Annotated in this window: 17 protein-coding genes; 11 read left to right on the forward strand and 6 right to left on the reverse strand. The window is 60.3% G+C overall.

What is annotated here, in order from left to right; translation table 11 throughout:
- Nucleotide 1 precedes the first annotated feature (1 nt).
- The 3 genes from ALP40_RS15270 to ALP40_RS15280 all read left to right on the forward strand — a co-directional run bounded on the left by ALP40_RS15270 (nucleotide 2) and on the right by ALP40_RS15280 (nucleotide 4,064).
- Complete coding sequence (locus ALP40_RS15270; RefSeq protein WP_122209070.1) at nucleotides 2-1,306, forward strand: dicarboxylate/amino acid:cation symporter; 1,305 nt, start codon at nucleotides 2-4, stop codon at nucleotides 1,304-1,306.
- 117 nt (nucleotides 1,307-1,423) lie between these two features.
- Nucleotides 1,424-2,728 carry a CitMHS family transporter gene (locus ALP40_RS15275; protein WP_122209071.1) on the forward strand — a complete coding sequence of 435 codons (1,305 nt, stop codon included), beginning with the start codon at nucleotides 1,424-1,426 and terminating at the stop codon, nucleotides 2,726-2,728.
- An 85-nt stretch (nucleotides 2,729-2,813) separates the two neighbouring features.
- The gene (locus ALP40_RS15280; RefSeq protein WP_375140015.1) at nucleotides 2,814-4,064 is read left to right on the forward strand and encodes an OprD family porin; all 1,251 of its coding nucleotides are present in this window, start codon (nucleotides 2,814-2,816) and stop codon (nucleotides 4,062-4,064) included.
- A gap of 69 nt (nucleotides 4,065-4,133) precedes the next feature.
- On the opposite strand, the gene ALP40_RS15285 is transcribed toward ALP40_RS15280, so the two are convergent.
- Entirely contained in the window at nucleotides 4,134-5,585 is a 1,452-nt protein-coding gene (locus ALP40_RS15285; RefSeq protein WP_122209073.1) for an NCS1 family nucleobase:cation symporter-1, read from the reverse strand.
- 331 nt (nucleotides 5,586-5,916) lie between these two features.
- Here ALP40_RS15285 and ALP40_RS15290 point away from each other — a divergent pair, with 331 nt between their 5' ends.
- Together ALP40_RS15290 and ALP40_RS15295 are read left to right on the forward strand one after the other, a co-directional pair.
- Nucleotides 5,917-6,636, forward strand: coding sequence for a GntR family transcriptional regulator (locus ALP40_RS15290; protein WP_122209074.1), 720 nt, complete (start codon nucleotides 5,917-5,919; stop codon nucleotides 6,634-6,636).
- Nucleotides 6,637-6,646: 10 nt separating this feature from the next.
- The gene (locus ALP40_RS15295; protein WP_122209075.1) at nucleotides 6,647-7,378 is read left to right on the forward strand and encodes an aspartate/glutamate racemase family protein; all 732 of its coding nucleotides are present in this window, start codon (nucleotides 6,647-6,649) and stop codon (nucleotides 7,376-7,378) included.
- A gap of 110 nt (nucleotides 7,379-7,488) precedes the next feature.
- Here the strand turns inward: ALP40_RS15295 and ALP40_RS15300 are convergent, their stop codons facing one another.
- Entirely contained in the window at nucleotides 7,489-7,713 is a 225-nt protein-coding gene (locus tag ALP40_RS15300; protein WP_004885925.1) for a PLD nuclease N-terminal domain-containing protein, read from the reverse strand.
- A gap of 18 nt (nucleotides 7,714-7,731) precedes the next feature.
- On the reverse strand, nucleotides 7,732-8,955 hold the full coding sequence (locus ALP40_RS15305) for a zinc-dependent alcohol dehydrogenase (RefSeq protein WP_122209076.1): 1,224 nt from the start codon (nucleotides 8,953-8,955) through the stop codon (nucleotides 7,732-7,734).
- A 253-nt stretch (nucleotides 8,956-9,208) separates the two neighbouring features.
- Here ALP40_RS15305 and ALP40_RS15310 point away from each other — a divergent pair, with 253 nt between their 5' ends.
- Complete coding sequence (locus ALP40_RS15310; protein WP_122209077.1) at nucleotides 9,209-9,727, forward strand: ferritin-like domain-containing protein; 519 nt, start codon at nucleotides 9,209-9,211, stop codon at nucleotides 9,725-9,727.
- 72 nt (nucleotides 9,728-9,799) lie between these two features.
- Here the strand turns inward: ALP40_RS15310 and ALP40_RS15315 are convergent, their stop codons facing one another.
- The gene (locus ALP40_RS15315) at nucleotides 9,800-10,705 is read right to left on the reverse strand and encodes a LysR family transcriptional regulator (RefSeq protein WP_122209078.1); all 906 of its coding nucleotides are present in this window, start codon (nucleotides 10,703-10,705) and stop codon (nucleotides 9,800-9,802) included.
- Nucleotides 10,706-10,809: 104 nt separating this feature from the next.
- Here ALP40_RS15315 and epsC point away from each other — a divergent pair, with 104 nt between their 5' ends.
- From epsC to ALP40_RS15335, 4 genes are all read left to right on the forward strand, one after another.
- Entirely contained in the window at nucleotides 10,810-11,574 is a 765-nt protein-coding gene (gene epsC, locus ALP40_RS15320) for a serine O-acetyltransferase EpsC (RefSeq protein WP_122209079.1), read from the forward strand.
- Between the two features lie 104 nt (nucleotides 11,575-11,678).
- Nucleotides 11,679-12,569 carry an NAD(P)-dependent oxidoreductase gene (locus ALP40_RS15325; RefSeq protein ID WP_122209296.1) on the forward strand — a complete coding sequence of 297 codons (891 nt, stop codon included), beginning with the start codon at nucleotides 11,679-11,681 and terminating at the stop codon, nucleotides 12,567-12,569.
- Nucleotides 12,570-12,572: 3 nt separating this feature from the next.
- A complete protein-coding gene (locus ALP40_RS15330) occupies nucleotides 12,573-14,090 on the forward strand; it encodes an aldehyde dehydrogenase family protein (protein WP_122209080.1) in 1,518 nt (505 codons plus the stop codon).
- 5 nt (nucleotides 14,091-14,095) lie between these two features.
- On the forward strand, nucleotides 14,096-15,253 hold the full coding sequence (locus ALP40_RS15335) for a M20 aminoacylase family protein (protein WP_122209081.1): 1,158 nt from the start codon (nucleotides 14,096-14,098) through the stop codon (nucleotides 15,251-15,253).
- 200 nt (nucleotides 15,254-15,453) lie between these two features.
- On the opposite strand, the gene ALP40_RS15340 is transcribed toward ALP40_RS15335, so the two are convergent.
- Entirely contained in the window at nucleotides 15,454-16,830 is a 1,377-nt protein-coding gene (locus ALP40_RS15340) for an L-serine ammonia-lyase (protein ID WP_122209082.1), read from the reverse strand.
- A gap of 128 nt (nucleotides 16,831-16,958) precedes the next feature.
- On the opposite strand from ALP40_RS15340, the gene ALP40_RS15345 reads away from it, so the two are divergent.
- Nucleotides 16,959-17,864 carry a LysR substrate-binding domain-containing protein gene (locus ALP40_RS15345; protein WP_122209083.1) on the forward strand — a complete coding sequence of 302 codons (906 nt, stop codon included), beginning with the start codon at nucleotides 16,959-16,961 and terminating at the stop codon, nucleotides 17,862-17,864.
- A 187-nt stretch (nucleotides 17,865-18,051) separates the two neighbouring features.
- Here ALP40_RS15345 and ALP40_RS15350 read toward each other — a convergent pair whose 3' ends face one another.
- Nucleotides 18,052-19,380 (reverse strand): DUF3100 domain-containing protein, encoded by a 1,329-nt coding sequence (locus tag ALP40_RS15350; protein WP_122209084.1) that lies wholly within the window; start codon nucleotides 19,378-19,380, stop codon nucleotides 18,052-18,054.
- Between the last annotated feature and the right edge of the window lie 423 nt (nucleotides 19,381-19,803).

A 19,803-nucleotide genomic window follows, 5' to 3' on the forward strand; every position in this document is an offset into this window, starting at 1 on the left:
CATGAAAATCGCAAAATCGCTGTATTTCCAGATCATCTGCGCCGTGATCCTCGGGGTCCTGGTCGGCCACTTCTGGGCGCAGCAGGCCGTCGCCCTCAAGCCGCTGGGCGATGCGTTCATCAAGCTGGTCAAGATGATGATCGCCCCGGTGGTGTTCTGCACCATCGTCACCGGCATCGCCGGCATGAGCGACAAACAGTCGCTTGGGCGCCTGATGAGCAAGACGCTGCTGCTGTTTCTGGGGCTGACCGTAGTCAGCCTGATCATCGGTCTGGCCGCGGTCTACGTGTTCCAGCCGGGCACCGGCATGAACATCGACCCGGCCAAACTCAGCACGGCGGGCCTTTCCCAGTACACCGAATCGGCTGCCAAGCTAGGTGTTGTGGACTTCTTCATGCACATCATTCCCGAAACCTTCGTCGGTGCGTTCAACAAGGGTGAAGTGCTGCCGGTTCTGTTTATTGCCGTGTTGTCGGGCTTTGCTCTATCGTCGCTGGGCGAACGCGGCAAGCCGGTGCTGAATGTGCTGGAGTCGGCCTCGCAGATGGTCTTCAAGATTTTCGCCTACCTGATGCGCTTCGCCCCGATTGGCGCGTTCGGCGCGCTGGCGTTCACCGTGGGTCAGTACGGCATTACCTCGCTGGGCTCGCTGGCCAAGCTGATCATGACGCTTTACATCGCCTGCGGTTTCTTTGTGTTCGTGGTCCTGGGCAGTATTTGCCGCGCCAACGGCTTCAGCCTGTGGAAACTTCTGCGCTATTTCCGGGAAGAATTTCTGGTGGTGCTGGGCACCTCGTCCACAGAGCCCGTCATGCCGCGCATGCTGGAAAAACTGCAGGCGTTGGGTTGCAAAAAGGGCGTGGTGGGGCTGGTACTGCCCACCGGTTATTCCTTCAACCTTGACGGCACGGCGATTTACCTGTCGCTGGCTGCCGTGTTCATCGCCCAGGCCTGCAACATCGAACTGAGCATGACCCAGACCCTGACCATGCTGGCGATCATGTTGCTGTCTTCCAAAGGCGCGGCGGGTGTGACCGGCAGTGGCTTCGTTGCACTGGCCTCGACCCTGACCGTGATCCATGACATTCCACTGGCGGGTCTGGCGTTGCTGATCGGCATCGATCGGTTCATGTCCGAAGCCCGTGCGCTGACCAGTCTGGCCAGCAATGCGGTGGCGACTGTGGTGATCTCGCTGTCGGAAAATGCCTGTGATCGTCAGGTGTTGATGCAGCAACTCGATAACCGTTCGACAGCCAAACGGCCCGCCCCTGAATGGGACACGCCGCAGGTCGTCGAACGGAGCTGATTCACGCTCAAAAACCTTCGACCGACACGTATCATCAGCCTTTGGGCCTCGTCATTGCGAGGCCCGACAGGCCTTGTCGTGCGCGTCGTTCATCCATAACAAGAAGAGAATATCCCGATGCTTGCCTTCCTCGGCCTAGCCATGGTGGTGGTCTTCACCTACCTGATCATGTCCAAACGCTTGTCACCCATCGTCGCGTTGACGCTGGTGCCTGTGGTCTTCGCGGTGCTGGGGGGCTTTGGCGGCACCACCGGCAAGATGATGCTAGACGGCCTGAAAATGGTCGCCCCGTCGGCCGCGCTGCTGCTGTTCGCGATTCTGTTTTTCGGCTTGATGATCGATGCCGGACTGTTCGATCCGCTGATTCGCAAGATCCTCAAGCGCGTCAACGGCGACCCGATGAAAATCGCCGTCGGCACTGCGTTGTTGTCGCTGACCGTGGCGCTGGATGGCGACGGTACGACCACCTACATGATCACCTGCGCGGCGATGCTGCCGTTGTACAAGCGTATCGGCATGAATCCGATGATCCTGGGCATCATCTCGATGCTGTCACTCAGCATCATGAGCGGCATGACCCCTTGGGGTGGACCGGCCACACGTGCCATTGCTGCGCTGGGGCTGGATGCCGGCGAGTACTTCATTCCATTGCTGCCCACCATGATCGGCGGCGCGGCGTGGGTGGTGTTCACCGCCTTCCTGTTGGGACGCAGTGAGCGCAAGCGCATCGGCAATGTGCAACTGCAAAGCGGCGGCGGCAGCTGTTACATCGACGCCATTCTGGGCGACACCCCTCACAAACGGCCCAAGCTGGCCTACGTCAACCTGGCGCTGGTGATCGTGGTGATGTCCGCGCTGGTCATGGGCCTGATGCACTCGGCGATCCTGTTTCTGATCGGCTTCGTGCTGGCGTTGATGATCAACTACCCGCAGCTGGATATTCAGAAAGAGCGGATTCTGGCCCATTCCGGCAATGCCATGACGGTCGTTTTGCTGGTGTTCGCAGCAGGCATCTTCGCCGGCATTTTTTCAGGCACCAAGATGGTCGACGCCCTGGCGCAAACCCTGGTGAGCTGGATTCCTGCAGAGTGGGGTCACCTGTTTCCGCTGGTTGTCGCGATCACCAGCATGCCGTTGACCTTCGTGCTGTCCAACGATGCCTATTATTTCGGTGTGGTGCCAATTTTGGCCAACGCGGCGGCCGCCTATGGCATCAGCCCGTTGGAAATCGCCCGCGCCTCGATTCTGGGCCAGCCGGTGCATTTGATGAGTCCGCTGGTGGCTTCGACCCTGTTGCTGGTCGGCATGATCGACCGCGACATTGGCGACTTCCAGAAGGCCACTCTGAAATGGGCCGTGCTCACGTCGTTGGTGGTCACGGCGCTGGCCCTGCTGACGGGGGCCATCAGCCTGTTCGTCTGACTTCAAACCTTCTTTGTGCATTCACGCGCCCTTGACCGGGGCGTTTAGATCGTCGCGTCTCCAATAACAAGAACGAGCCATGAGCATGAATACATTTTTCCAGCGCGCAGCCTTGCCTTCACTGCTGTTGAGCGTGGCCCCTTGGGCGTGCGCCGAAGGCTTCATTGAAGACAGCAAATTAAAGCTGCAACTGCGCAACGTGTACTTCAACGAAAATTTCCGTGACGAACACGGCCTGAGCGCTCGCTCCGCATTGACAGCCAAAAGCGAGAGGACCGAGTGGGCGCAAGGGCTGCTGCTGGACTATCAATCCGGGTTCACCCCAGGCGTGCTGGGGTTCGGTTTCGACGCCTCCGGCTTGCTGGGCATCAAGCTGGACTCCGGAAAGGGGCGCAGCGGCACCGGCTTGTTGCCGGTCCACGGCGATGGACGTGCAGCCGATGAGTTTTCGAGCCTGGGTGCCGCTGCCAAGGTGCGTCTGGCCAAGACCACCTTGAAACACGGCGCGTTGCTGCCCAGAACGCCGGTGCTGGTCTATAACGATGCGCGTCTGTTGCCGCAGGTCTATCAGGGCACCCAGTTCACCAGCACGGACATCGAAAACCTGACGTTGACGGGCGGGCGGCTTGATCAGTTCAAGTTGCGCGACTCGTCTGACAGCCGCTCGATCACTCCGGACGGTTTCAGCGGCAAGGGCTCGGGTTTTTCCTACGTCGGCGGCGACTACCGGCTCGGCAAGAACGTTCGTCTGAGCTATTTCTATGGCGAGCTGGAGGATTTCTATCGCCAGCAGTTTGCGTCCATTCAGCACGATCTGAAGCTGGGCTCGGGTGTGCTGACCAGCGACCTGCGTTATTTCCACAGCGTCGATGCGGGCGCCGCCCGCAGCGGCGAGATCGACAACGACATGCTCAGCGGTCAGTTGATTTACGCGCTGTCCGGGCACAGCGTCGGCGCCGGTTATCAGGTGTTGAGCGGAGACGCTGGCCTGCCTTATATAAGCGGGGCAACGGTGTACTCGTTCAGCAACGTCGGCATCGGCAAGTTCATTGAGGAAGACGAGAAAACCTGGATGGTCAGCTACGGCTACGACTTTGCGCGGCTCGGTGCGCCGGGCCTGACCTTTTCTACCCGCTACCTGCGTGGCGACAATGAAAAATCAGGTCCCGCGCAGTTGCGTGAATGGGAGCGTGACGCAGAGATTGCCTACGTCGTGCAGGGCGGCGCGTTCAAGGGGCTGGGTGTGAAGCTGCGCAACTACGTGTACCGATCGGATTTCGCCCGGGGGCGAGACAGCAATCGGTTGTATCTGACTTACGACATCGCGTTGTGGTGAGAAAGCTGTTTGCGAAAAAGCACAATGCCTGGGCGAGCCAGGCATTGTTCGTGATGGCTGAACCGCTTATCAGCCGTGGCTAGGTGTCGGTGCCATGTTTGCAGCCTGCACCGGTGAGCCTTTGGCCAGCCCGTAATACAGCACGCCGCCCAGAATGCAGCCGGTGAACCAGGCGAAGTTGGCGATGGGCTTGAACCACGGAATGAAGGTGAAGCACAGGCCGACCAGCGCAGTCAGCAGCAGGGCTTTCACGGCGACCCAGTTCACGCCGTTGGTGTACCAGTAGCGGCCGCTCGGGGTGTCGTTGAACAGGGCGTCGACGTCGATCTGCTGCTTCTTGATCAGGTAGTAGTCGACCAGCAGGATGCCGAACAGCGGGCCGATGCAGGCAGCGAGCACGTCCAGGGTGTAGTGAATCACTTCCGGGTTGTTGAACAGGTTCCAGGGCGTAATGAAAATCGAGGCCACAGCGGCGATCATGCCGCCTGCGCGCCAACTGATGCGGCTGGGCGCCACGTTGGCGAAGTCGAAGGCCGGGGACACGAAGTTGGCGACGATGTTGATGCCTACTGTCGCGGTCACGAAGGTAAACGCGCCCAGTAAGACAGCTGTGGTGTTATCGATGCGCGCCACAGTGGCAATCGGGTCATGGATCATTTCACCGAAGATCGGCAGCGTGCCGGACACGATCACCACCGTCACCAGCGAGAACGCCAGAAAATTCACCGGCAGACCCCAGAAGTTGCCACGGCGTACGTCCGCCATGCTGCGGCAGTAGCGGCTGAAATCACCGAAATTCAATGTCGGCCCGGAGAAGTACGACACCACCAGTGCAATGGCCATGACGACCTGACCGAACGCCGCCCATCCCGACAGCTCTTTTTCGGCCAGGGTAAAGCTGATGTTGTCCCAACCGGCGCGCCAGACGATCCAGCCTGCGAGGGCGAACATGACGGCGTACACCGCAGGGCCGGCCCAATCGATGAAGCGCCTGATTGACTCCATGCCGGTCCAGAACACCGCAGCCTGCACCACCCACAATGCGAGAAAGCCGAACCAACCCAGCCATGACAGGCCGAGAAAGGTCACGTTCTGATACGCCGCCAGTTCCGGGAAGAAACGCAGCACCACGATGACCAGCGCGCTGGACGCCAGGTAGGTCTGAATGCCGTACCAGGCCACCGCAATAAGGCCACGGATGATCGCCGGGATGTTGGCCCCGAAGACGCCGAACGCCAGTCGGCAGATGACCGGGTAGGGCACCGCAGCCTGCTGACTGGGTTTGGCCACCAGATTGGCAATCACCTGAATGATGCAAATGCCCACCAGCAGTGCGATCAGCACTTGCCAACTGGCCAGCCCGAGGGCGAACAGGCTGGCTGCAAAGACGTAACCGCCGACGCTGTGCACGTCGCTCATCCAGAACGCCAGAATGTTGTACCAGGTCCACTTCTGCGGAACCGGTCCCAAATCATGGTTGTGCAGGCGCGGACTGTAGCCGGCCGGGCGTTGATCTGTCATTGCGTTACTCCCTTCGCTGTCTGGGAACGGGATCGGGGTACGATCATTGGATTTTTTGTATACGATCCTGTACGCAAGACATGTGCCATGCCCTGTTTTCAGTTGATGGATCGCTCGAAGGCCTTGCCGCAGGAAGGATTTTTCAGGAAAGCTGACGTTCTGGTCAATCCGGATTGAGTGAACGAATTGCACGCAAACAGGGCGTAATTGCGCGTTTAAGGTGCGAGCTACGTAGCATCTGTAGGGCGATGTCTTTTAGATAGCGCTATTCAGAACAGAATCCATCGGGCACTATTCTTGTATACGATTTTACGAAAAGCGATGTGACGCCATGCCTCGACCTTCCAGCGCACCCTTGTTTGTTGCACCTGCTGCCGACGAAAAGGGCCGCGACGAACAGATCTATCAGCATGTGTTGGAAGCCATCGTCGAACATCGATTGGCGCCGGGTACACGTTTGCCGGAAGACGCCTTGGCTGACGTCTTCGACATCAGCCGCACGGGCATTCGTAAAGTGCTGCAGCGTCTGGCGCTGGAACGACTGGTGACGCTACGGCCCAAGCGCGGTGCAGAGGTTGCCCAGCCATCGGCCCAGGAAGCGCAGGATGTCTTGGGTGCCCGGCAGTTGATCGAACCGGCCTTGATGGACACCATCGCTTTACGCGTCAACGGCCAGCGTCTGGATGCGCTGCGCACGCTCTGCGAGCAGGAACACGAAGCACAGCACGCCGGGCGTCACAGCGAGGCCATTCAACTGTCCGCACGTTTTCACGTGCAGCTGTGTGCGTTGGCAGGCAATCAGGTGCTGACCGAGCAGGTCGCGCAATTGACCACCCGTTCCTCACTGATCCTCGCCGTGTATGGCTCGCGGCGCAGTGTGGGGTGCGACTGCGGCGAGCATGCCGATCTGCTGACCTTGCTGGAAGCCGGGCAGGGTGAAGCGGCGCGTGTGTGGATGGCCGAGCATCTGCGCCGCATCCGCGCCAGCCTTAACGTGGATGAGCCGGTCAGCGAGACGGTGGATTTCCACAGTATTTTCAAACGGCGCTGAAGGAGGCCCGGTGCGTATTCAACTCATCAATCCCAACACCAGCGAAGCCATGACCCGCAAGATGGGGCAAGCGGCGGAAGCGGTTGCGCGTTCCGGGACGCAGATCATTGCCTGCACCCCGGCGGATGGCCCGGTGTCCATCGAAGGGCATTTCGACGAAGCCATCGCCACGCTGGGCGTGCTTGAAGAGGTGCGTAAGGGCCGCGAGCAGCAGGTCGATGCGCACATCATTGCCTGCTTTGGCGATCCCGGCTTGCTGGCGGCACGTGAAGCTGCGATGGCTCCGGTCATCGGCATCGCCGAAGCGGCCTTCCACATGGCCAGCCTGATCTCGACCCGGTTTGCCGTCGTGACCACCCTGACCCGCACACGAATCATCGCTGAGCATCTGCTGCAGCGTTATGGGTTCAGCGCGTTATGCACATCGGTACGTTGTATCGATCTGCCCGTTCTGGCGCTGGAAGAGAGCGGCCCCGAACTGGTCGAACTCATGGCCGAGCAGGCCCGCCGGGCAAGAGACGAAGAGGGCGCGGGCGCCATCGTGCTGGGGTGCGGTGGGATGGCCGATCTGGGGCGGCAATTGAGCGAAGCGGTAGGTTTGCCGGTGATCGATGGCGTTGCAGCCGCAGTGAAACTTGCCGAATCGCTTGTAGACCTGGGCCTGACCACCAGCAAACACGGCGACCTGGCGGACCCGATTGGAAAACCGTTTAAGGGGCGGTTTGGGTATTTGAGTCGGTAGTACTGCTGAGACGGACGCGCAGCGTCCCGAGATGCATTCTCACGCTCCTGCGTGGTAACGCCGCCCAGGACGCTCGCGTCCGTTCTCGAATGTGACGCGCAGCGACGGCGTCACCCCTTGCTGTGCTCATTCGATGTCGGTGCCTCGACCACGCCACGCGGCCCGCTGACCCCCCAGATACCGGCACCCACGATAGGCAGTGCCAGAATCAGCACGGTCCAGCCGATCTTGGTCCCGGACGACTTGGTCGAGCGCCAGACGCTGTAGATCAACCATGCATCCAGCGCCAGGACGATGATCACTGCTGCGATCCAGAACACGTTGAACGCTTCCATCATTTACCTCCTTCTTCGTTATACCGCCGGCACGCTGGTCAGTGAGTCAGGTTCCGGCACGGTGATGTCACTGCGGCCCGGCGTCAGGATCACCTTGCGGCAGTCTTCTTCTTTCTTGTCGAAAATCTTGTAGCCGGCGGCTGCGTCCTCCAGGGACATGCGGTGGGTGATGATTGCCTCGGGTTCCAGACGACCCGTCTCGATGTGGTCCAGCAACTCGGGCATGAACCGCTGCACATGGGTCTGGCCCATCTTGAAGGTCAGGCCCTTGTCGAAGGCATCGCCGAACATGAAGCCGTGGATGAACCCCGCGTAAACCCCTGGCACGCTCACCACGCCGCCACGTCTGACGGTTGCGATGCACTGGCGCAACGCCTTGCCGCTGCTGCCTTCGAGCTTGAGGGTGGCGAGTACCGTTTCAGTGGTGCTGCCTTTGGCTTCGAAACCCACCGCGTCCACCACGCCATCAACGCCGCGCATGCCCGGTGTCTGGCGAATGATGGTGTCGGCCGGATCGTCATCCTCGTCAAAATCGATCGGGATAACGCCATAAGTCCGTTGTGCGTAAGCCAGGCGATACGGGTGGTGATCGACCATGAAAATCCGCTCCGCACCGAGCATTTTGGCGCACGCTGCACTCATCAACCCCACCGGGCCTGCGCCGTAGATGGCAATGCTCGACCCTTTGCCGATACCGGTATTGGTCACCGCCTGCCAGGCGGTGGGCAGGATGTCGGAGAGAAACAGCACTTTCTCGTCCGCCAACGTGCCGGGCACTTTAAACGGACCAACGTTGGCCTTGGGCACACGCACATATTCAGCCTGGCCGCCTGGAACGCCACCGTACAGATGGCTGAAACCAAACAGCGCGGCACCCGGTGGGATGGATTTCTTGTTGAGGATCGCGCCACGTCCGGTGTTGGTGGTTTCGCAGGCCGCGAAAAGGTCCTGATGGCAGAAGAAGCATTCGCCGCAGGCGATCACGAACGGAATGACGACCCGGTCGCCACGTTGAAGTGAGGTCACGCCGGAGCCTGTTTCTTCCACGATGCCCATGAACTCATGACCAAAGATGTCGCCATGCTCCACCGTGGGAATCTTGCCACGATACAGGTGCAGGTCCGAGCCGCAGATGGCGGTCGCCGTGACCCGCAGAATGATGTCGTCGGCTTTCTGTATTTCCGGGTCCGGCACGGTGTCGACTTTTACGTTGTGTGCGCCGTGGTAGGTCAACGCTCTCATGAGAAGCCCTCAGGTCGGATCGAAAAGTCTGATCTGTCATTTCTGATGAGCGGATTTATGGTTTTTTGGTTCAGCGGATTTGTTCAAGGCAGGACTAACGGTAGCGGTTAGAGGGTGGGAGTGCTGTTCGTCGGCTCTTTGAGCGTCGGGCCTGAACGGCCCTCCAGGCCTTGAGTCGACTGATTGACGGGCGAGAAGTGAAGCCGTTCGCCTGAGTCAATTCGAACCCGAATTCACTGACACGAGGTTTCCGATGAGTACTGCATCCAAAAAAACCACGATAAAAGATTTGTTCATTCATGAGCTTTCCGACATCTACAGCGCCGAGAAACAGATTCTCAAAGGGCTGTCGAAAATGGCTCGCGCGTCGACCAATTCGACATTGGCGCAGGCATTCGAATCCCATAAAGACGAAACCCAAGGGCAGATCGAACGCATCGACAAGGTGGTCGAGATGACCGAGTTGAAGCTCAAGAGGATGAAGTGCATTGCGATGGAAGGGCTGATCGAAGAAAGCAAAGAGCTCATTGATGAAATTGAAAAAGGTCCGGTCCTTGACGCCGGATTGATCGCTGCGTGCCAGAAAGTGGAGCACTACGAAATTGCCGGGTACGGCACATTGGTGGCAATGGCCAAACATCTGGGCATGAACGACGTCGCAGAACTGTTGGGTGAAACGTTGGCAGAGGAAAAGTCGGCCGATGAACGACTGACGAAGATCGCTGAGGAGGGCGGCAATCAGGCCGCGACTATGGAGAGTGAACAGCGATAAAGCGCGACAAGAGGCCCGACGGCGGCGAGGACGGGCCTCCCACACTCCCATGCTTGCAGGGCAAACTCCCGATCAGTTTCTGAACGCCGTCATGTCCTGTAACAGCATCCCCATCAGCCGACTGGCACCCACACTCAACTGACGGCCCAAGCGGCTGATCAAGTGCGTCTGCGGGCTGCTGAACACCTCATGTTGCAGTGGCAGAGCACGCAGCCTGCCGCTTCTAATGTCCTTTTCCACGACAAAGGTCGGCAGCAGCGTGACGCCGCCCTGCATGGCGAAGTGTTTGAGCATGGCGAAGGTATTGCAGGTCAGTGTGGGCTCAAGCGTGATGCCCAACTGGTGTTCAGCCTCCAGCAGAATCTGGCGAATACCGTACGAAACGGCGGGCAGTGCCAACCGGTAGGTGTCCAGCGATTTGAGTTCGATAGGCCCCGGTCGCTGCGTCAATGGATGATCGGGTGCTGTCACCACGCATACCGGCTGGCGTTGGTGGGCATGGGAGCGGATTTTCGGGTCGGCGGCCGGGTTGAACACCAGCCCGATATGCGCTTCGTCTTCAACCACCTGACGAATCACTTCATTGCTGCCACAGACGTTCACGATCAGCTCGATGCGAGGGTACAGTGCGGAAAATTTCGCCAGCGGCTGCGCCAGGCTTTCCAGAAAACCTTCCCCGGAAACCAGCGTGACCGAGCCGCTGTGCAGGCCGCGCAAGGCTTGAATCGAGTCCAGCAAGACTTCCTGTTGGGTCAGTCGCTGACGGTAGTACGCCAACACCTTGTCACCCGCTTCGGTGGGCTTGACCCCGCGCCGATGGCGTTCAAGCAGCGGCGAACCCAGCTCCAGTTCCAGTTGCGCGATCTGCCGACTGACCGCTGACGGCGCGACGTTCAGAAAGTCGGCCGCTGCGCGGACGCTGCCCAGCCTTACGGCTTCGAAGAAATAAAGGATCCGACGATCCTGCACCAGACTCATGGCTGTCCTGTGTTGCGCTCAACGCAACATAAATTCGATTTCCGGATTATTGCTGAGAGGGGAGAACGCTGTCCATACTCGGTCATCAGCACAAGGGAACGCGTATGAAGGCTCTTTGGCAGCGTTTGCGGGAACAGGCAAAACAGTTGGGTGAGCGTAACCCGGTACTGGGCCGTTACGGGCAGGATCGGCTGTTGGCACACACGTCCTTCGAATCGGCGCTCGCTACCAGCCTGGCCAGTCAGTTGCAGAGCCATGCCGCAGGAACCGACCTCGGACTCTGGTTCAACAACGTTCTTCATGCGCACCCTGAGATTGCCGAATCGGCAGCGGCGGACATAGACCATCTGGTCGTGGTCAATCCGGCCTGTCCTGATCACCTCACCGCTTTTCTGACCTTTCGTGGCATCCAGGCCGTGCAGGCGTATCGCATCGCCCACGCACTGTGGCGCGACGGCGATATTCAAAGCGCGGTCCTGTTGCAGAACTGGGCGGCCAACACCTGGGCCATCGACATTCATCCCGCCGCGTGTTTGGGCAAGCGGCTGTTCGTCGATCACGGCATGGGACTGGTGATCGGTGAAACCGCTGTGGTCGAGGACGACGTCAGCCTCTGGCATGGCGTCACGCTGGGCAGCACGCTCAGCGAGGCGGGCGACCGTCACCCCAAAATTCGTCGCGGTGCGCTGATCTGCGCAGGCGCCACGGTGCTCGGCAACATCGAAGTGGGCGAGCGCGCCATCGTTGCCGCCGGTGCCGTGGTGCTCAAGCCGGTCGAAGCCGGAACTGTGGTGGCTGGCACACCGGCCAAGGTCATCGGCCGGGCACCGGACTCACTGGCCACGTTCACCAGCAAGTCTGAGAACTGACTCATGGAAGACATCGCAGATGGCCGCCGTCGCACCGTTTCCGTCAGGGCACCGGGCAACGTCATTTTTGAATGCGTATAAAACCTTTAATAGAGATGCAGAACATGACTTTGAAAACAGGCGTGATCGGATTGGGCAATATGGGCGGCGGCATGGCCGCAACGCTCGCAGGCAAGGGCTTCGATGTCAGTGGTTTTGATCTGTCGCAGGCCGCGCTGGCAATGGCCGAGAGCAAGGGTGTAAAGCCGGTTGCTGACCGCACTCAACTGATCCAGAGCGTGGATATTCTGATTTTGTCGTTGCCCAAGGCCGAGCATGTCGAGTCTGTGTGCCTGGGCGCCGGTGGCATTCGCGAAGTGGGCCATGAAGGGTTGATCGTGGTTGATACCACCACCTCCACACCCGAAATGAGCCGCAAGGTTGCCGCTGAACTGGCCAAGGCGGGAATCGCGTTCATCGATGCCCCCGTGTCAGGCGGCCCGAAAGGGGCAGCCACCGGCACCATGTCGATGGTGATCGGTGCTGAAGAGGCCGATCTGGCCCGGGCCATGCCGGTACTGGAGGGCATGAGCGGCACGCGGGTTCATGTGGGCCAGTGCGGCGCGGGTAACGTGGCCAAGATTGCCAACAACATGCTTGCCGCCTGCCACCTGATCAGCACCGCCGAAGCCGTCGCGATGGCGGCCAAAGCAGGCGTTGACCCGGAAAAACTGCTTCAGGGCCTGAACGCAGGCTCCGGCCGCAGCGGCGCGACGCAAGTCATGTTCCCCACCTGGGTGCTGAACAAGGCCTACGACTCGGGCTTCACGATGGGCCTGATGCGCAAGGACGTCGGCCTGGCCAGCGATCTGGCGGACAGCCTCGACATGGACCTGCCGCTTTCCCGCGTCGTCGCACACTTGTGGAAGGCCAGCAGCGAGACGCTGGCCGACAACGAAGACTTCTGCGCCATCGTGCAACGCACCGATGCCAAACTTTACGGTCACGGAGAATAAGTGATGAGCACTGCAAAAATCCTCGAGCTGATGCGTCCTTACTGGGGCGATCGCAGTGTCATCGCCAGTTATGTGGGCGGTGAGTTCATCGAAGGCCACGGCGCGCCGGTCGAAGTGCGCAACGCCCATGACGACAGCCTGTTACTGAGCTTCCCCGATGCCGACGAGTCGCTGGTCGAAAAAGCCGACAGCGCAGCGAAAGCCGCGCAGGTTCAGTGGTGGGCGTTGACGGCGCAAGCGCGTGGTCGCGCCATGTATCAGGTCGGAAACTTGATTCGCGACGAGTTGGAAAACCTCGCACAGATTGAATCCCTGACCGCCAACAAGCCGATTCGCGATGCACGGGTTGAAGTGCTTAAGGTCGCCGAGATGTTCGAGTACTACGCCGGTTGGGCAGACAAGCTGCACGGCGAGATCATTCCGGTGCCCACCACGCACCTCAACTACGTCACCTATGAACCGCTGGGCACCGTGCTGCAGATCACCCCGTGGAACGCGCCGATTTTTACCTGCGGCTGGCAGATCGCTCCGGCGATTGCGGCGGGCAACGCTGTCATCCTCAAACCTTCGGAACTGACGCCCCTGAGTTCCCTGATGGTCGGCGTGCTGATCGAACGGGCCGGGATTCCAAAAGGGCTGGTCAATGTGATCGCCGGCTTCGGCCATTCCATCGGCCAGGCGTTCATCGCCAAGGCCGATATCCGCAAAGTCGTGTTCGTCGGCTCGCCTGCCACCGGCCGCCATATCGCGGTCGCGGCGGCGCAGCGCTGCATTCCGGCAGTCCTGGAACTGGGCGGCAAATCGGCCAACATCGTCTTCGAAGATGCCGATCTGGACGTCGCCCTGCGCGGAGCCCAGGCGGCGATTTTCTCCGGTGCAGGGCAGAGCTGCGTGTCAGGTTCGCGTCTGCTGGTGCAGGAATCGATCTTCGAAAAATTCACCAACGCGCTGGCCACCGCTGCAACCCAATTCAAGGTCGGCGACCCGAGCGACCCGCAAACCCAGATCGGTCCGATCAACAATGCCAAACAATACAGTCACGTGAAAACGATGGTCGAACGTGCCTTGAAAGACGGCGCCAGACTGGTCGGTCAGCACGCAGACCCCATTCCTGCCAAACCCGGTTACTACATCAATCCGACCGTGCTGGCAGGCACCAACGACCTGTACTGCGCTCAGGAAGAAATCTTCGGCCCGGTGGTCGTGGCCATTCCTTTCAAGGACGAAGAAGACGCGATCCGCATCGCCAACGACAGCCGTTTCGGCCTGGCGGGCGGCGTCTGGACGCGCGACGTGGGCCGTGCGCACCGTGTGGCGAAACAGGTGCGTGCCGGTACGTTCTGGGTCAACGGCTACAAGACCATTCACGTCAGCTCGCCCTTTGGCGGCTACGGTGAAAGCGGCTATGGTCGTTCTTCAGGGCTGGACGCGTTGCGCGAATACAGTGAAGTGAAAAGCGTCTGGGTCGAAACCGCCGCCAAACCCGCCGCCAGCTTTGGTTATGGCGCGAGCCTGGAGTGATTGACATGACTATTTCCAAAACACTGATAGAAGAAGCCACCGCTTGGCGCCGCACGATTCATGCAGCCCCGGAGCTGGGCTTTCAGGAACTCAAGACCTCGGACAAGGTGGCTGAGCTGCTGACCATCTTTGGCCTTGAGGTCCATCGGGGTCTGGGTGGAACCGGCGTGGTCGGCACCCTGCGCACCGGCGAAGGCCCGACCATCGGCATCCGCGCCGACATGGACGCCTTGCCGATTCAGGAGCTGGGCGACAGCGTCCATAAATCGGCGCACAAAGGTTGCATGCACGCGTGCGGGCACGACGGTCATACCGCTATTCTGCTGGCCACTGCCCAGCATCTGGCCGAAACACGGCGCTTTCGCGGGACGGTGCATTTCGTCTTTCAGCCCGCAGAGGAAAACCTCGGTGGTGCGCAGCGCATGATCGAGGACGGGCTATTCGAGCGCTTTCCGATGGAAGCCATTTACGGTCTGCACAATTGGCCGGGCGTGCCTGCGGGCAAGGTGGTCGTCAATCCGGGGCCGATGATGGCGTCGCTGGACACCTTTGAAATCACCCTGACCGGGAAGGGCAGCCACGCCGCCATGCCGGACAAAGGCAACGACCCGATTGTGGCCGCCGCCGAACTGGTGCTGGGTTTGCAGACGATCGTGTCCCGACGCCTGTCGCCGCTGGATTCGGCGGTGGTCAGCATCACCCAGTTCAACGCGGGTGAGGCCATCAACGTGCTGCCGGAAACGGCCGTGCTGCGGGGCACGGTTCGTTGCCTGCAAACCCCGGTGCGCGAGAAGGTCCAGCAGTGGATCGGCGAGTTCGTCGAGCGCCTGCCGATGGCGTTCGGGGTGCGCGGTGAACTGGTCTACAACGTTGGCTATCCAGTCACCGAAAACCACGTTGAAGCGGCGGCAACGGTTCGTCGTGCCGCGGTTGCCGCCGTCGGTGAAGCCAACGTGCAATGGGGCTGCAACCCGTCAATGGCTTCGGAAGACTTCGCCTTCATGCTGCACGCCTGCCCGGGCGCCTACATCTGGATGGGCGTTGACGGTGAGAAGCCTTCGGCAGCGCTGCACAACCCGTATTACGACTTCAACGATCAGGTGATCGAGCCCGGTGTGAAGGTCTGGACGGCGCTTGTGGAGCAGTGTTTGCCGGTGGCGTGATCTGAGAGACAGCGCAGGTCGCTGAGACGGCGCTGTCCTCTCGGCAAACATTGAACGGTGGGAGGCGGCTTGCCGGCGATTCATTAATTCAGTCAGACAAATATTCATTACCTGAACTGACGCTATCGCCGGCAAGCCGCCTCCTACAACAGAACCCGTCTACTCAATGGTGAGCGGACGACCGGCTGAGCGGTGGCAGATCAACACTCGATCAGATTGACCGCCAGCCCGCCACGCGACGTTTCCTTGTACTTGTCGTGCATGTCCGCGCCGGTGTCGCGCATGGTGCGGATGGCGTGGTCGAGCGAGATGAAGTGCTCGCCGTCGCCACGCAGCGCCATCTGTGCGGCGTTGATCGCCTTCACGGCGGCAATCGCGTTGCGCTCGATGCATGGAACCTGAACCAGCCCGCCGACCGGATCGCAGGTCAGTCCCAGGTTGTGCTCCAAACCGATTTCGGCGGCGTTTTCCACCTGTTCCGGAGTCGCCCCGAGAATTTCCGCCAGGCCCGCAGCAGCCATCGCGCAGGCCGAACCTACCTCGCCCTGGCATCCCACTTCAGCGCCCGAAATCGAAGCGTTTTTCTTGCACAGAATGCCGACAGCGGCGGCACTCAGGAAAAAGCGCACCACGTCGTCATCGTTGGCCGTGGGTTTGAATTTCATGAAGTAGTGCAGCACAGCGGGCACGATGCCGGCCGCGCCATTGGTAGGCGCTGTGACCATGCGACCGCCCGCGGCGTTCTCTTCGTTGACCGCCAGCGCGAACAGGTTGACCCACTCCATCGCGCTGAGCGTGGAGCCGATCACGTTCGGGTTATCCAGGTTTTGCAGGCTCTGATGCAGCCGATAGGCACGACGCCGTACGTTCAGGCCACCGGGCAGAATGCCGGTTTCGACCAGGCCTTTGTTGACGCACGCCTGCATGGCAGCCCAGATGACCATGATGCGCGAGCGGATTTCCTCTTCGCTGCGCCAGACCTTTTCATTGGCCATCATCAACTCGGAAATGCTCAGGCCGTGGGTCTTGCACAGCCTCAGTAATTGCGCGCCGCTGGAAAAGTCGTAAGGCAACACGGTGTCATCCGCATCCAGCACGCCGCTGGCCGCCTGTGCCGCGTCGATCACGAAGCCGCCGCCCACCGAATAGTAAGTCTGCTCGTACAATTCGCCCGACTTGCCATATGCGCACAGGGTCATGCCATTGGGGTGGTAAGGCAGGCTCTCATTGAGCAGGCACATGTCACGTTCCCAGACGAACGTGATCGGTTGTTCGCCAGCCAAAAGCAGTTGGCCGTCGGCACGCAGCGCGTCGATGCGCTGGTTGACCTGGCTGGGGTCGATCTGGTCAGGCCACTCGCCCATCAATCCCATGACAGTCGCACGATCGCTGCCATGACCGATGCCGGTCGCGGACAGAGAACCGTACAATCGCACCTCGATCCGTTCTACGCTGTGCAAACGATCCTGGTTGCGCAGGTCAGTCACGAACAACGCGCCGGCCCGCATGGGCCCGACGGTGTGCGAGCTGGACGGCCCGATGCCGATTTTGAACATGTCGAAGACGCTGATGGCCATCACGGAGGTCCTTCAAGTGAGATGATGCGGGGGCGTTAACGACGCCCTCTTTCTGGTCTTTATCTTTGGCTTCAAGTGTCGAAACGACAAACGATTGTTCCTATGCAACGCTTTAGCGGAACTCTTCAATGAGCAGAATTTTCAACGCACAGATGCACGCCTGGTTACAGGTCTTCGCCTGTGCAGCACGACATCTTTCCTTCACGCGCTGCGCCGAGGAGTTGCACGTCACGCCGGGCGCGATCAGCCAGCAGATGCGCCAGCTCGAAGAACGACTGGGGTTTGCGCTGTTCCATCGGGTCGGGCGCGGCCTTGAGCTGACCGCCGAAGGGCAGCGTCTTGCGGTGGTCGCCAACGAGGTGCAGAGCCGTATCAGTGAAGAGCTGCGCCTGCTGTATTCCGGGCGCATCGGTGGGGTGTTCAAGCTGCGCTGCATCCCGTCGTTTCTCAGCAAATGGCTGATGCCGCGCCTGCCTCGCTTACAGGAAGCGTTTCCGGACATTCAGTTGCGGATCATCGCCGAAGACAGCAGCGGTTCATTACGCGATGACGACTTCGACCTGGCCATCGACCTGAACGACGGCAGCTACCCTGGCCTGTCGACCACGCCGTTGCTGGAGGAAGAGCTGTTTGCGGTCTGCTCGCCCAAACTGCTGGAAGGCAAGCCGCCGCTGGATACGCCCAGCCAGTTGGTGCATTTTCCGTTGTTGCACGACATCACTGCCTGGCGTGACAGTTATGAATACGCTGAGTGGGAGTTCTATCTGACCGCAATTGGTGCCGATGGCATCGACGTGCGCCGGGGCCACACCTTCAACCGCAACCACCTGACCATCGACGCGGCCCGTATGGGCATGGGCGTGGCCATCGCCCGCAAGGCGCTGATCACCGATGAACTTGAACAGGGCTCGCTGATCGTGCCGTTCGGGCATCCGATCAAGGCCCGCAAGAAATACGTCCTGGCCTACCGCGAAGGCGCCCTCAACACCCCGGCACGCCGGGCGGTGCATGACTGGCTGGTGAATGAGGCGTGAAGAGAGAGTGCTCAGCGCGCCTGATCGTGCCCATGCTCCGCGCTCGTCCCCTCAACATTGATCGTGCCCATCGCTCCGCGTGGGCATGCATCCCGTGAAGCCCTGCGCCACATTCGAGAGCGGACGCGGAGCGTCCTGGGAGGTATTCCCACGCTGGAGCATGGGAACGATCAGCGATAGCCATCAATCAATGAAACAGCTCGGCGATCAGGACTGCGCCAATGAAGGTGCCGAAGTTGGCCAGAAACGACACCAGCACGATCCGCCAGCCCAGGCGGCGAAACGCCGGGAGGTCCTTGGCAATCGACAGACCGGCGAAGGTCAGCATCGGCGTGATCACGGCCAGCATGTTGATCGAACTGGTCAGGCGCGCAATCTCCGCTGCCCACGGACAGGCCGGGGAGGTCAGGAACATCGCCACCAGCGACACCATGCACACTGCCGGAATCTTGCGACGAATCAGGCTGCACAGTGCTTCGCCGACGAAGGCGCAGAAGATCATGATGCCGATGCCGGTGAACGCATCGGCGGACAGTGTCTTGTAGCCGACATAGTTGGCGATCAAGGCCAGCGCACCCGCGACCAGCCACGCACTGACCTTGCCCGACCAGCACAGCTCAGGCACTTCGAGCGACACATCGCTGTGACGCAGACCTTCATCGGTGATGGAGGCCTTGGTCGTGCGGCCGATCAGCGGTTCGAGTACCCGATAGCCCCAGACCGCCAGCGGCAGTGAGATGAACAGCGTGAAGTAGGTGCCAATGGTGGTGGTGATCAGGTTCGACGCCGCCGCCAGGGTCATGACTTCCTTGGCCACTTCCGGGGTTTGCTGAGCCGCAATCGCGCCCGCAGCGGCCGCCATCATGCTGCCCGATCCGATGCCGGAACCCATTGCCAGCGAGTTGGGATGGAAAATGTTCAGGCTGGCGATGAAACCGGCCACGACGGCAATGAACAGCGCACCGAACAAGGTGCCGGTCAGGTACTCGGCAAGCACGCCGCGTCCTTCCGGGGAGTCCATGCCGTAACGCTCGCCAATGATCGCCAGGCTGGGTTCGCGGCCCACCGAAAAGGTCGCGCCAATCGCTTCACGTTTGATGCCCAGCATCAGCGCCACCGGCAGGCCCAGCATGACCGTGCCGACAAAATGCCCGAACTCCTGAAACACCAACGCCCAGCCTGAAGCGAACACCACCGGCAGCGAACCACCGACGACCAGACCAAGCTTGGCGATGAAAATCAGCAGGGCAGGTTGCAGGATCGAAGCAGAGCGCAGTTGCGTGCCGTGGTCGATACCGATTGTGCCCGGCAGGCGGCGGCTGGCGATACCGACCATCGCGCCCAGCAGCAAGGCCCAGACCATCGGCAGCAGAACCACCTTGCCCGGGCCGAGCGGAATGCTGATGGCACCAATGGCTTCGGCAATGACGAGGATGACGGCGGCCCAGACATACAGCTTCACCGTCGAAGAAACGGCCTGCTTGTCGCCCACGACGGTGGCGTGTGAGTTTTGCATGATGATCCCCTTGCCTGCTGAATGACCTTTTAAAGGCCTTATCAATCGTTATTCTGTTTTTTCAGGTAGGCGCAGCGACGCGCCAGGGCAGCGTTTGAAGTCCATGAAGTCATGGAGGCCGTTGTCGGGCCAGGTATTTTTATGAAGCCCGCAATCACTGGGCCCAGGCTGCTTCGAGCCTTGCGAAAGCAACAAATGATGCCCTCTCGCCATCGCAGTATGCATAGCCGTAGGTTGCACACCAATATTGCGGATTTTATTTATCGTTGCGTTAAAGAGAACACTGGAGGGGGGCTGGTTGGGGAAGTTTTTACAGGGCAGGAATGTGACGCAGAGCGTCACGAGCAGCATGCCCACGCGGAGCGATGGGCACGATCATACGGCGTGAAGATGATCGTTCCCATGCTCTGCGTGGTAATGCTT

Origin of the sequence: Pseudomonas viridiflava (assembly GCF_003702045.1) — a bacterium.
Lineage (GTDB): Bacteria > Pseudomonadota > Gammaproteobacteria > Pseudomonadales > Pseudomonadaceae > Aquipseudomonas > Aquipseudomonas viridiflava_C.

Excerpts from the sequence above, each read along its gene's own strand:
- ALP40_RS15325 (WP_122209296.1), top strand. The coding sequence starts at position 11,679 with ATGACTTTGAAAACAGGCGTGATCGGATTGGGCAATATGGGCGGCGGC.
- ALP40_RS15280 (WP_375140015.1), top strand. The coding sequence starts at position 2,814 with ATGAATACATTTTTCCAGCGCGCAGCCTTGCCTTCACTGCTGTTGAGC.
- ALP40_RS15290 (WP_122209074.1), top strand. The coding sequence starts at position 5,917 with ATGCCTCGACCTTCCAGCGCACCCTTGTTTGTTGCACCTGCTGCCGAC.
- ALP40_RS15300 (WP_004885925.1), bottom strand. The coding sequence starts at position 7,713 with ATGGAAGCGTTCAACGTGTTCTGGATCGCAGCAGTGATCATCGTCCTG.
- ALP40_RS15350 (WP_122209084.1), bottom strand. The coding sequence starts at position 19,380 with ATGCAAAACTCACACGCCACCGTCGTGGGCGACAAGCAGGCCGTTTCT.
- ALP40_RS15345 (WP_122209083.1), top strand. The coding sequence starts at position 16,959 with ATGAGCAGAATTTTCAACGCACAGATGCACGCCTGGTTACAGGTCTTC.
- ALP40_RS15310 (WP_122209077.1), top strand. The coding sequence starts at position 9,209 with ATGAGTACTGCATCCAAAAAAACCACGATAAAAGATTTGTTCATTCAT.
- ALP40_RS15285 (WP_122209073.1), bottom strand. The coding sequence starts at position 5,585 with ATGACAGATCAACGCCCGGCCGGCTACAGTCCGCGCCTGCACAACCAT.
- epsC (WP_122209079.1), top strand. The coding sequence starts at position 10,810 with ATGAAGGCTCTTTGGCAGCGTTTGCGGGAACAGGCAAAACAGTTGGGT.
- ALP40_RS15305 (WP_122209076.1), bottom strand. The coding sequence starts at position 8,955 with ATGAGAGCGTTGACCTACCACGGCGCACACAACGTAAAAGTCGACACC.
- ALP40_RS15330 (WP_122209080.1), top strand. The coding sequence starts at position 12,573 with ATGAGCACTGCAAAAATCCTCGAGCTGATGCGTCCTTACTGGGGCGAT.
- ALP40_RS15340 (WP_122209082.1), bottom strand. The coding sequence starts at position 16,830 with ATGGCCATCAGCGTCTTCGACATGTTCAAAATCGGCATCGGGCCGTCC.
- ALP40_RS15275 (WP_122209071.1), top strand. The coding sequence starts at position 1,424 with ATGCTTGCCTTCCTCGGCCTAGCCATGGTGGTGGTCTTCACCTACCTG.
- ALP40_RS15315 (WP_122209078.1), bottom strand. The coding sequence starts at position 10,705 with ATGAGTCTGGTGCAGGATCGTCGGATCCTTTATTTCTTCGAAGCCGTA.
- ALP40_RS15270 (WP_122209070.1), top strand. The coding sequence starts at position 2 with ATGAAAATCGCAAAATCGCTGTATTTCCAGATCATCTGCGCCGTGATC.
- ALP40_RS15335 (WP_122209081.1), top strand. The coding sequence starts at position 14,096 with ATGACTATTTCCAAAACACTGATAGAAGAAGCCACCGCTTGGCGCCGC.